Annotated in this window: 11 protein-coding genes; 3 read left to right on the forward strand and 8 right to left on the reverse strand. The window is 40.7% G+C overall.

What is annotated here, in order from left to right:
- Positions 1-6: 6 nt before the first annotated feature.
- Entirely contained in the window at positions 7-603 is a 597-nt protein-coding gene (gene scpB, locus B5Y40_RS15765; RefSeq protein ID WP_079687751.1) for an SMC-Scp complex subunit ScpB, read from the forward strand.
- Entirely contained in the window at positions 584-2,308 is a 1,725-nt protein-coding gene (locus B5Y40_RS15770; protein WP_079687752.1) for a pseudouridine synthase, read from the forward strand. The genes scpB and B5Y40_RS15770 overlap by 20 nt, the downstream gene beginning before the upstream one ends.
- Before the next feature lie 40 nt (positions 2,309-2,348).
- Here the strand turns inward: B5Y40_RS15770 and B5Y40_RS15775 are convergent, their stop codons facing one another.
- From B5Y40_RS15775 to B5Y40_RS15800, 6 genes are all read right to left on the reverse strand, one after another.
- Positions 2,349-3,734, reverse strand: coding sequence for a sensor histidine kinase (locus B5Y40_RS15775; RefSeq protein WP_079687753.1), 1,386 nt, complete (start codon positions 3,732-3,734; stop codon positions 2,349-2,351).
- Between the two features lie 57 nt (positions 3,735-3,791).
- Positions 3,792-4,502 (reverse strand): methyltransferase domain-containing protein, encoded by a 711-nt coding sequence (locus B5Y40_RS15780; RefSeq protein ID WP_079687754.1) that lies wholly within the window; start codon positions 4,500-4,502, stop codon positions 3,792-3,794.
- Entirely contained in the window at positions 4,495-5,607 is a 1,113-nt protein-coding gene (locus tag B5Y40_RS15785) for a type III polyketide synthase (RefSeq protein ID WP_079687755.1), read from the reverse strand. Before B5Y40_RS15785 ends, B5Y40_RS15780 begins: the two co-directional genes overlap by 8 nt.
- A gap of 133 nt (positions 5,608-5,740) precedes the next feature.
- Entirely contained in the window at positions 5,741-6,301 is a 561-nt protein-coding gene (locus B5Y40_RS15790; protein ID WP_079687756.1) for a DinB family protein, read from the reverse strand.
- 433 nt (positions 6,302-6,734) lie between these two features.
- On the reverse strand, positions 6,735-9,599 hold the full coding sequence (gene uvrA, locus B5Y40_RS15795) for an excinuclease ABC subunit UvrA (protein WP_079687757.1): 2,865 nt from the start codon (positions 9,597-9,599) through the stop codon (positions 6,735-6,737).
- 134 nt (positions 9,600-9,733) lie between these two features.
- Positions 9,734-10,132, reverse strand: coding sequence for a hypothetical protein (locus B5Y40_RS15800; RefSeq protein ID WP_079687758.1), 399 nt, complete (start codon positions 10,130-10,132; stop codon positions 9,734-9,736).
- Positions 10,133-10,309: 177 nt separating this feature from the next.
- Between B5Y40_RS15800 and B5Y40_RS15805 the strand changes: the two genes are divergently transcribed.
- A complete protein-coding gene (locus B5Y40_RS15805) occupies positions 10,310-10,960 on the forward strand; it encodes an RNA polymerase sigma factor (protein ID WP_079687759.1) in 651 nt (216 codons plus the stop codon).
- A gap of 158 nt (positions 10,961-11,118) precedes the next feature.
- Here the strand turns inward: B5Y40_RS15805 and B5Y40_RS15810 are convergent, their stop codons facing one another.
- Both B5Y40_RS15810 and gldD read right to left on the reverse strand, forming a co-directional pair.
- Entirely contained in the window at positions 11,119-11,712 is a 594-nt protein-coding gene (locus B5Y40_RS15810; protein WP_079687760.1) for a 3-keto-disaccharide hydrolase, read from the reverse strand.
- A gap of 17 nt (positions 11,713-11,729) precedes the next feature.
- Complete coding sequence (gldD, locus tag B5Y40_RS15815; RefSeq protein ID WP_079688456.1) at positions 11,730-12,278, reverse strand: gliding motility lipoprotein GldD; 549 nt, start codon at positions 12,276-12,278, stop codon at positions 11,730-11,732.
- Positions 12,279-12,351 lie beyond the last annotated feature (73 nt).

A 12,351-nucleotide genomic window follows, 5' to 3' on the forward strand; every position in this document is an offset into this window, starting at 1 on the left:
AATACCGTGGACTTTCTTCAAAACCATATAGAGGCGCTGATCTTCTGCTCACCCAGCCCGATAAAAGTTGTAGACATAAAAACATGTCTTATCGAAATGTTTAATGCAGATGTGCCGGATGAAGATATAGCAGGAGCGATCGAACGACTCGAAGAAAAATATCTGGCTGAAGAATATTCCTTCCAACTTTTTAAAGCAGGAGGAGGCTATCAGTTTCTAACCAAGCCGGCATACCAGGCCAGCATTGGTATCATGCTCAAACAACAATCTAAAAAAAGATTATCAACATCCGCGATGGAAACGCTTTCCATCATTGCCTATAAACAACCTATTTCAAAAACTGAAATAGAAAACATTCGTGGTGTAAACTGCGATTATGCCGTACAGAAATTACTGGACAAAAATCTTATTGAAATAACCGGAAAGGCTGATACCATCGGCCGGCCAATGCTGTATGGCACCACGCCTAAATTCATGGAGTATTTTGGGATTAACGATCTGGCAGAATTGCCCGTACCAAAAGAATTTACTGGCGATATAAGTACAAGTACCATTGGAGAAAACACCGACTTAAAAGAATCAGATGCCCAGCCGCAACAGTAATTCATCATCATCAGGAAGATCACGAGGTCGTAGCAGCTCTGCGCGACCAGCAGGAAAAACATTTAAGAGCAACAGCGATTCATCTCCGAGAGGATATAAAAAATCGGACAGAAAAGATTCTTCAGGTAAACCATCATTCCGTAAAAAATCCGATGAAGGTTTTGATGACAGAAAGAGCCGCTCCGGTGGTTCATCTTTTTCTAAACCGGGAAAGAAATTTTTCAAGAGCGGAGGAAAGTCTTCGGATGATTCATCTGAGTCCAGAGGGAAAAGTTTTTCTTCGCGACCATCAGGTAAATCATTTGGTAAGCCAAGAGAAGAAGGATCGTTCCGTAAGTCTTCGTCAAGTGAACGAGGAGAGCGTTCATCAAGACCTTCGAGAGGTTTCGATAAAAAAGATTCAGCTAAACCGTTCCGCTCCAGAAGAGATGATGATTCTTCAGAGAGAAGAAGTTCATCCGGTAAGCCGTCATTTGGTAAGCCACGTGGAGAAGGATCATTCCGCAAGTCTTCATCAAGTGAACGCGGTGAGCGTTCATCCAGACCTACAAGAGGTTTCGATAAAAAAGATTCAGGCAAACCCTTTCGTGGAAAAAGAGATGACGATTCATCTGAAGGAAGAAGATCGTTCAGCAAACCAAGAGAAGAAGGATCATTTCGTAAATCTTCTGGCGAACGCAGAGAGCGTCCATCCGGATCTTCAAGAGGAGGATTTGATAAAAAGGATTCAGGCAAATCTTTCCGCCCAAGACGAGAAGATGATTCTTCGGAAAGAACAAGCTATACTTCACGTCGATCCAAATCATTTGAAGAGCCGAAGGAAGAGAAATCATTTGGGAAAGGCGATTCTGGTGAATCTTCGTCAGAAAGATCTTTCAAAAAACCTAGCCTTCGGAAATTAACGGAAGACTCAAAAGGATCGTCCAGTAAACGGAGATCTTCCAGTGCGCGAAAAGATTTCGGTCCAAGCGATGAGGAAGCACCTGCGCAAACAGAAAAAATCAGATTGAATAGATATATAGCAAACAGCGGTGTATGCTCAAGACGTGAAGCCGATGAGCTTATCACCATGGGGTTGATTTCTGTCAATGGTAAAACTATTACAGAGTTAGGCTATAAAGTAAATCCTGGTGATGAAGTACGCTATGAAAGTAAAGTGCTGCGGGCCGAAAAGCCGGTATATGTTTTAATGAACAAACCCAAAGGCTATCTCACAACAACAGTCGATCCACAGGAGCGCAATACCGTGATGCAATTAATTGCAAATCATGTTAAAGAACGCATTTATCCGGTTGGCCGATTGGACAGAAACACAACGGGATTGCTACTGCTTACCAATGATGGTGATCTCGCAGATAAACTGATGCATCCTTCGTATAATGTTAAAAAGATATACAAGGTTGAACTTGATCGTCCGCTAACGAAAGCTGATTTCCAGAAAATAGCAGAGGGTGGCGTTCATCTTGAGGAAGGAAAAGTAACAGTAGATGATATTGCTATAATCTCAGACGATAACAAGACTGTTGGTATAGAACTACACATTGGCTGGAACCGTGTTGTAAGAAGAATTTTTGAATCGCTGGAATACCAGGTTGTAAAACTGGACCGCTCGGTATACGCTGGTCTTGATAAGAAAGATCTTGGCCGTGGTGAGTGGCGCTTCCTGAAGAAGGAGGAAATAGTTCGTTTAAAACATTACAAATAGTATATATGTTGAAGTTTGCATAAGGATCATCATTTGATCTTTATGCATTCTCCAGTACGATTGTGAAAGTGCTGCCTTTGCCAAATTCCGATTTCACTTCAATCGTTCCTTTTATCTTACTCAATGCTTCCTTTACTATATATAGTCCCAACCCGGTTCCTTCGGTGTTGAGAGAAGCGCGGTAAAACATTTCAAATATTTTAGGAAGACTTGCTTCCGGTATACCTTGGCCGTTATCTTCGATAGCAATTCTCACAGTGTCTTTCTCCCGAAAAAACGCAACCCGTATAAATGGATTCGGTTGATCCAGGTTGTGATACTTCACCGCATTGGCAAGCAGGTTATTGAGCACGATCTTCATTTGACTAAAGTCCGTTTGAAAAATATGCGATGAGCTATATTGATAATCCAGTGATATAGCAGAAGCGCCTTTATTGAATTTTATATCGGTAATTGAATTGTCGAGCAAGTCCCTGAGGTTTATTTCCTCGAGCTTTACCTCCATTTTTTTGGATCGCGATAAACTAAGTATATCTCCAATAACCATGTCCAGTTTTTTCACACGCGCTTCTATCATATCCATAAACGTACGAGCCCGTTCTTCTTCAAACTCAAGCTTACCCAAATACGTAAGACCGAGAATAGAAGCGATGGGTGCACGCAAATCGTGAGATGTACTATATAAAAAAAGATCGAGTTCTTTATTCGCCTTTTCGAGTCGCGCGCGTTCATCTTCTAATAACCACATGATCATACTCATGCCCATCATCGAAATAACCAGCAAATCGACCACGCCGTAAAAATTTGGAATCTCAATTTTGGTACCGGTGACATTCAGAACAACAACCAAACAATAGTATAACTGGTAAATGCTATAGAGTATAAATGAAATGGCAAGAATGCGTTGCCCGAATCCTCTCGAGAATTTTTTGTTTTGCAGTACAACTATTCCCGCAATAAGAAATCCAGCACCACTCACAAGTGTGCGACTTCCTACTCGCAGTAAATAACGCATCGAAGCATCCTCCACGGTTTGACTGAAGGCAACTACCGATAATAATGAAATCAAAAACAAGACAAGTAATATGCCTTTGAATTGCCTGCGGTTTACACCCTTCTCTGTAACGAGCTCGTACGACCCGCGCAGAATCAATACCACCTGCAGAAAGCAACTCATTTGTGCAAAAGTGCTGATAACAAGTCGTGCGGTAGACTGGCTACGCATAAAGAATATTGTTATAACGCCCGTTGCTGCTATATATATAGCGAACGCAAACCAGCTTAAAGCCCAGGTATATAAGAACCTTCTTCTATATAGAATTCCGAAATGGCGGAAAATGAAAAACAAGATGATAGCCAGTATGAACTCTGCCAGGTAAAGGTAAAGTAATCGTAAAGTTTCTTCCGAAAGGTTTGTTACCCCCATTGAGTAATTATTGTGAAAAAATAAGAGAACGCTGCGACAAAGGAAACAAGTATTTAACTAGTGGAGTTTTGCAATCACCTGCCATCGGAAAGCCCACTTCCAATATATAACAAAATCAGTAATAGTAGCTTCTCTCATAATGTCAGTCAATTCTGTTTTTGTAAAAGCTCGCAATACTGAAAGCGGAGCGTCATATTTTACCATAGCAGACTTGGAGAATAATTGCGTTAGAAACCTGATTGAATGATATGCCAATGAATGCCTGTGAATATCGTTAATAATGAAACCAACATCAACTTGCTTTTTTAACTGACTAAAGAATGTACTCAGTTGATGATTGGAGAAGTGGTGATAAAAAAGTGTGCCGATCACAACATCGAATCTCATGGTTCGGAACTCCTCCGAAAATATATCCATAGATAAAAAACCTATCTCCGGAAAATCTTTCTGATTCTCACGTGCAAAGCGAATGATATTCGGATTTGCGTCGATGCCCACCAGTTTTACATCGACTTTATTCTTTCGCGCCCATTGATGAATCAAGCGAAGCATATCACCACCACCACACCCCAAGTCTGCAATGACGATTTGCCTGGTTGATCGGACATTTTTTAAAAGTTTTTTCAGCGCATCAATCGTAACATGATTTCCTCCGAGCCAAGCATTAATGAATTCAAGCTCACGAAGCGTTTGATCTACAACTTCTCCCGAACAATCGAGATCGTCCATAATTTCAATCGCAGTGGATCGTATAGAGAAATCAGGCATTAGAGTTTTCTATTTTTAACAACATGCTCTCAAGGGTAAGACCAGGTCCGAAAGCAAAACTCAATATCCGTGAACCGTCATCATCTGCCGTTATAGTTTTGAAGATCTCATTCAACACGAATATCACGGTTGGCGATGACATGTTTCCGTAGTTCCTTAACACATTATAGGCGGGGTAGTTTTGTTCTTCAGTAATGCCAAGCTCTTGTTGAATTGCTTCCAGAATTTTTTTCCCGCCAGGATGTATAGCAAAATAGCGTATACCCACACCGTTATCAGAAATTTTTTGCAGCAATACATTTGTAAGTGTACGTATACCTTTCTTTATGATATCCGGTACATATGTAGACAACTTCATTTCAAACCCAAGATCACCTATGCTCCACGCCATATCGTGTTGACCTTCCGGTGCAAGGTCGCTGTGAAAAGCTTCGAGCTTTAAACGTTTTGTTGACTTGCTTGCCTCACCTTCCACCAGTATAGCAGCAGAGCCATCTGCGAAGAGCGCATTGGCCAAAAAATTATCATCGGTTGGTTGCTTCTGAAAATGAAGACTGCAAAGCTCCGTGCATACAATCAATACTTTCGACTTTGAATCGGCTTTGCAAAATGCATCAGCAACTTTTAAGGCATTGAACGCAGCATAACAGCCCATAAAAGTAATGCTGGTACGTTGTATAGATGAAGATAAATTCAGCTTCTGTACAAGTTCAATATCAAGTCCGGGTGCATACATACCGGTGCAGCAAACAACAATTAAATGTGTTATCGTCTGCAAATTATAGTGTGGCACTGATGCCTGTAAATTTTTGACGGCAGACAGACTCAGTGTAAGGGCATGCTCCTGAAAAGCCAGTTGTCTTTTGCCTGTTGACGGGAAAGGTTCAGAGTCAGCAGTGTTTGGATAAAATGAAAAAGATTCTTCTTTACCATAATCTTCCAGTACAGTATATCTATAGTCTATCCCACTTGCTTTAAAAATTGTACGAAGCTTCCGGCTATCGTAAGAATTAAGATGCATGGTTTTTTCCATGAACCTGGCGATTGTTGATTGATTGAAGCGATGTGGAGGATTAGCCGTTCCAATGGCACTGATGTAGCTCATTCCTTCTAATATATGATTAAAACCCTTCTATAGTGGTTGAGTTCTTAAACGATTAAAAAACTGTGTTATACCACAAAAGGGAAGGTTTTCCACAAAAATAATAGGGCTGCTATTAAGCAGCCCTATTACTAGCTCAGAATAACTTTTCGCCAGGAGGAGTAATACCTTTTAAGCGAAGATAAACCGTGGTTTGTCCCCTATGATGGGTTTGATGTTCGAAAACTTTATCGAGTGCAGTGCTCCGGTTCATATCGAAGTTGAAAACTTTTACCATCTCCTGCATCTTTTGGTCATTCATATCTTTTACACCTGCTATAACAAAATCATAACTTTCCATTACAGCTTTTGTGACTTCTGCTTTACTTTTTGCCTTATCAGATTTTTCAAGTGCACCGAATGCTACAGGGCTTGTTTTACCAGTGGCGGTAGCGCCTATACCATAGTTAGCTTCTGCCAGGTGCATCATTTGCTGTCCGAACGTTCGCATATCCGGTGTTGGCTTGAAACTGAATGTTTCTTCAGAAGCAGCATCGAGGTAGTCTTTCGTATAGGCTTTGGCTCGTTCCCAGTTAGCAGTAACCTGGCTTGCAGTAGCGAATGATACATTGGGAGATTGATCTTTTGCCGTAAAAGCAACAAGAACAAACATAACCGTTACTATAACGGTGGAGATAATGAGGGTTGATTTTTTCATAACGTGTGAGTTGTTAAGTGGATATCTAAGATACAGATTAACAAGATGATGATGATTACGAAATAGTCACTTTTTACGGGCTATAAGAATGGTGTGACTTCTTTCAGTTTCGGTTCATCATCATTATTGGACACTTCAATCATACTATATTCCGGATGGTCAAAAAAAAATCTGATGAATACAACCTCTTTAATACCTTTCGTGTCTATAATCCATGACCCCTTAAAGTAATGTTAACAAAGCGAAAAATTTTACTGGTACTGGGAATCGTTGTGGCAATTGTGATTGGCCTTTATACCGGCCTTTTTGGAATGACGATGGCGTAATTTCAAAAGTTATTGAAGCATTACAATTTCTCCTATAAACACAACAAAAAATCCTTAAGAACTCTTAAGGATTTTTTGTTGTGTGTATATGAGGGATGGATATTGGACTACCCTAATTTCTTTCTCAAAAAGTCAGCGGTATATCCTTTACCTTTCTTTATCATTTCTTCAGGTGTACCTTCAAACATTAGTGTACCGCCTCTTTTCTCACCGCCTTCAGGCCCCATATCAATGATCCAGTCAGCACACTTAATAACCTCCATGTTGTGTTCAATGATGATCACGCTATGACCTTGATCTACCAATGCATTTATAGCCTTGAGTAATTTTGATATGTCGTGAAAGTGCAATCCTGTTGTAGGCTCATCGAAAATGAAAAGTATATGTCCTTCGGGAGAATTTCTGCCCAGGAAAGAAGCCAGCTTAACGCGTTGTGCTTCGCCACCACTTAATGAGTTAGAGGATTGGCCAAGTTTTACATAGCCAAGTCCTACATCATTTAGAGGAAGAATTTTATCGTATACAGCTTTTTTATCGCGGAAGAAATTCAAACCCTCCTCAACAGTCATGTCGAGTATATCTGCGATGTTCTTTCCATTATACTCAACTTCAAGAACTTCTTGTTTAAAGCGTTTGCCATGACAGCTCTCGCACTTTAAAAATATATCGGCCATGAATTGCATTTCAACTCTGATCTCTCCTTCACCTTCACATGTTTCACAACGTCCGCCTTCTACGTTAAAAGAGAAATGCGAAGGTTTGTAGCCGCGTTGTTTTGACAGAGCCTGATCAGCATATAAATTCCGAATCGCATCATATGCTTTTACATAACTAATCGGGTTTGAGCGTGATGATTTTCCGATTGGATTCTGATCAACGAATTCAACCTGTGTGATCTTCTGATAATCGCCTTCCAGCTTATCATATTTTCCAGGAGATTCAGCAACAGAACCACTCAACCTTCCGACAGAAGGATAAAGTATTTTTTTTATCAAGGTAGATTTACCCGAACCGCTCACACCTGTAACAACCGTTAATATACCCATCGGAAATTTAACCGTCAGGTTTTTTAGATTGTTCTCTCGGGCACCATGCACGGTTACAGAGTCTTTCCATTTTCTTCTAACGGTGGGCGTAACAATTTCTTCTTTGCCCGTGAGGTAATCGGTTGTATGCGATTTCATTTTACCGTTGATGTCTTTCAGTGAACCTTGAAAAACGAGTTCACCTCCATGACTACCTGCATCGGGACCTATATCTATAATCTGATCGGCAGCACGCATGATTTCTTCTTCATGCTCTACCACAATCACCGTATTGCCCAGGTCGCGTAACGTTTTTAAAACGCTTATCATGCGATCGGTATCTTTTGGATGTAGCCCTATACTTGGTTCATCGAGTATATACATAGATCCTACCAAGGCACTACCTAACGATGTAGCAAGTTTAATGCGCTGGTATTCTCCCCCCGATAATGTTGAGGTAATCCTGTTAAGGCTAAGATAACCTAGTCCTACTTTCGTAAGGTATTCAAGTCGCGAACGAATCTCTGTTAAAATTCTCTCCGAAATTTTTTGTTCGTGTACTGGTAACTTGAGGTTCTCAAAAAATACAAGTCCTTCTTCAATAGGCAGAAGTACTATATCTGTGATAGAGGTGTCTGCAATCTTTACATACTGAGCATCTTTTCGCAGACGAGTACCTTTGCAATCAGGACAGTTTGTTCTTCCGCGATAGCGCGACAGCATTACCCTATATTGTATCTTATGTGTTTTCGATTCAAGATATTTAAAGAACCCGTTTATACCGTCAAAGTATTCATTGCCTGTCCACAATAACTCTTGTTGTTTTTTTGTGAGCTCATTGTATGGCCTATGTATAGGGAAATCGAACTTTATACCGTTCTTAAGTAAAGGCTTCTGCCATTCACTCATCGCTTCACTGCGCCATGGAGCAACAGCGCCTTCGTAAACTGAAAGCGATTTATCTGGAATAACCAGGTCTTCATCAATTCCAAGAACTTTACCAAAGCCTTCGCATGTCTGGCAGGCACCATATGGATTATTAAAGCTGAAGAAATTGACAGAAGGCTCTGTGAACGTCATGTCATCTAATTCAAAGCGATCAGAGAAATGCAATTTATCGCGACCTTCCGCATATACTATACAATCACCTTCACCTTCAAAGAATGAAGTTTGCACAGAATCCGATATCCTGAAGGTTGTGTCTTCATCTTCCGGATTTACACTGGCTCGGTCTATCAGAATTTCAATATCGCCTTCAACCTTAAGAGCCTTTTTCTTTTTAGCTCCTTCTGCTTCTACGCCTATTAATTCTTCAATGAATTTTACTTCACCATTCACAAGTATTCTTGCAAAGCCCTTACTAAGAAGAAGGTTAAGCTCGTCCGTAAGCTTTCTTCCTTTTTTAATATGTAGCGGGCACGCAATCATAACACGCGTTCCTGCAGGAAGTTTATTGATAACATCGACTACCGTTGTAACGGTATCGCGTTTTACTTCTTTACCACTGATTGGAGAATATGTTTTACCGATCCGTGCAAACAACAGCTTGAGGTAATCATAAATCTCCGTTGTTGTTCCAACGGTTGAACGTGGATTTCTAGTGTTAACTTTTTGTTCGATTGCTATAGCAGGAGAGACACCTCGTATATAATCAACTTCCGGTTTTTCCATTCGCCCTAAAAATTGACGGGCGTATGAACTCAGACTTTCTACATACATGCGCTGCCCCTCAGCGAAGAGCGTATCAAAAGCAAGCGATGATTTTCCTGACCCGGAAAGCCCGGTTATAACAACAAGCTTATTGCGGGGAATAGCAACACTCAGATTCTTGAGGTTGTTAACCCGTGCCCGTTTAATTATAATATACTCTTTAGGATTGAGTTCGTCTAAATATGTATCGTTGGTAGGTAATGCCTGACTCACGGGGTCTCCTTTTTTATTGTGCATTCAAAGTAAACAATCTTTCTTCTTTAAAAAATCTTTCCAGCGATATGCCGGATATATAGTAGAAAGCAAAAAAAGAAAAACACCATCTGACTGGATGGTGTTCATCAAATACTAAAAAATTATTAAACCTGTAATTAACTATCAAAGTCGGGATCGTAGCTCGCCTCGCGACCACCTTTGCCACCACCGTCTTCATCATAATCGTCACCACCGCCACCAGAAGCATAGTCGTCAGAAGATGATGCATCAAAATCATCATCACCAGCACCAGGCGCAGCGTTGTCGAATTCATCTTTGTTCGGAGTAGAGTCAAGATCATACTCTCCTTCACTATTTTTAGTGACCGGTACTTTCACCAGGTAAGTTGCATCTTCGGTTTCGAGCGGGAAAACGAAGATCGGCTCTTTCTTGGCGTTTGTAATTCTGGTAATGCTGCTCTCATATCCATTAGGATATTGATCCTGCACTAATTCTTTCAAATCTTCTGTGAGATTCTCAAGACTCTTTATAACTTTTTTCTTGCTTACTGCCATACTCGGGGTGACACAATTTTTCTGCGGGCAAATAGCTAAAGAAATTATGTGAGAGGCAAGAATTTTTAAAAATTTTTTTGCGCTAATCCAGAAACTTTCTATCTTTTCAAACCAATTCTTAACACAAACCCCTACAATATCGAATTAGAGCTCTACGTTACCTAAATGTGAGACAGAATGATTGACAGCAGATTCAGCGACAGCCAACTAGTGTCGCTCTATCAAAACGGTAACGAAGAAGCTTTCGAAACGCTCCTGCACCGACACAAGTCTAAACTTTATACAGCGATCTATTTGATTGTTAAAGATCGATATACCGCAGAAGACTTACTCCAGGAAACCTTTGTGAAAGCGATAAATACCATTCGTGGCGGAAGGTATAATGAGGAAGGAAAATTTCTTCCCTGGATCAGTCGTATTGCCCATAACTTGGCAATAGATCATTTCCGGAAAGATAAACGCTATCCGGAAGTAGTGCTTGAGGACGGCAGCCGCGTATTTAACTCGTTAGAGTTTGCGGAAGAGTCGATGGAAGACAAACAGGTATTTCGTGACACGCGCTCCAAGCTGCGTGACTATATTAAAGAACTACCTACGGAGCAAAAGCAGGTGCTGATTATGAGACATTATTTGCAGATGAGCTTTCAGGAGATCGCCGATCGCACCGGAGTAAGTATTAATACTGCTCTGGGAAGAATGCGATATGCGTTGATAAACCTGCGTAAGAAGATGATCAAATATAGAGCCTATGATAAAAACTTTTACGCAAACGGACTTGATCAGGTATTTATACCAAGAGACTACGGAGGAGGAGAGCAGGGAGATTGACAGAGCCCTTCTCTGCGATGGTGAATTAAAAGCACTCTACAATGAGCTGTGCGACATGATGAAAATCATGGATGATGCGCAGCTCCAGCCGGCAGCTTCAACGGTGCTCAATATTTTGAGCTACGCGAAACAGTTGCAGGAGAAGAGAGCACATTAATTTACAATTTCTGTAGTTGAATTAAACGCCAGCGAACTTTTACACCTCCACCATCGTGAATCTGGAGTGAAATTTTCCCTGTGCCGTAACCGATTTTTTCATCGGTCAGTGATATCATTTGCTGACCGTTGAGAAATGTGGTAACATCTTTTCCTTTTACACGGACAACCAGCGTGTTCCAATCGCCTTCTTTCAGATATTTTTCTTTCTCAGGATCAGGCTTTATAAGCCATCCTCTTCCATACGATTCATATATTCCTCCGGTATGTTTTCCTGCAGGTGCAACTTCGGCTTGCCAGCCACTGATTTTTGTGCCTTCAATAGAAGAATGAAAAAACACTCCACTATTTCCATTTGACTCTTGTTTGAATTCAACAGTTAATTCAAAGTCTTTATACTCGTTGTCTGAAACCAGGTAGCCGTATTGTTGGTCAGGTCCGCTTTCACAAATAATTTCTCCTTTCTCAACATACCACTTTTCAGTACCATGTATTTTCCAGCCACTGAGATCTTTGCCGTTGAATAAACGAATGGGTTGACCCATTGCACCAAAGGAATATATCAGGAGAAACAGAAATGCGAGGGAGGATTTCATATATACTTAGTGTTTACTTAATTCTTCCACTCCAGCGTGTTGATCATGTGCATGATATCTTTTTTCATGTACTCAATGGCAGGGGCGAGTGAATCGTTAGCCACATGCGTATTGAAATACAACGCGCCCCGAAGAAAATTTTTGGTAGAATCAGTTACCGTAAATTGAAACTGACTGGGTACTTCACCTTCAAGTTCTGCAATTACGGCAGTCTTGCCACTTGGCGTTTTAGTGATAGCTTCATTAATAGCATATGCCTTTATCTGGTGTTTCGCTGTTAATGTATAGGCATCATCCAGAAATTCTTTCAGCAGCTTATTATTATTGTTGATGCGCTTATAAGTAACATGAACATTTGCTTTTAACTGCGGATAGTATACCTCGATCCAAAATCGCTCGCGTATGTTAGAAGTATCGGCTAATAGCTGCGCATGCCTGGAGTATTCAAATGAATATGGTAATGTATCGGGTAATGACTGATACGCGGGCTCCGGTAACTCAAGCCTGTTATAACCCAATGGCTTTGGCAGGTAATCACGTGTACACGAAGTTGCGATGAAGAACATAACCAATAAAAATATATAGCCACTGTTTTTACTATATACCTTCCTTCGAGGATGATTATTGTTTCCCGTAACT

The sequence above is a fragment of the Ohtaekwangia koreensis genome, assembly GCF_900167975.1.
In the GTDB taxonomy this organism is placed as follows: Bacteria; Bacteroidota; Bacteroidia; order Cytophagales; family Cyclobacteriaceae; genus Ohtaekwangia; species Ohtaekwangia koreensis.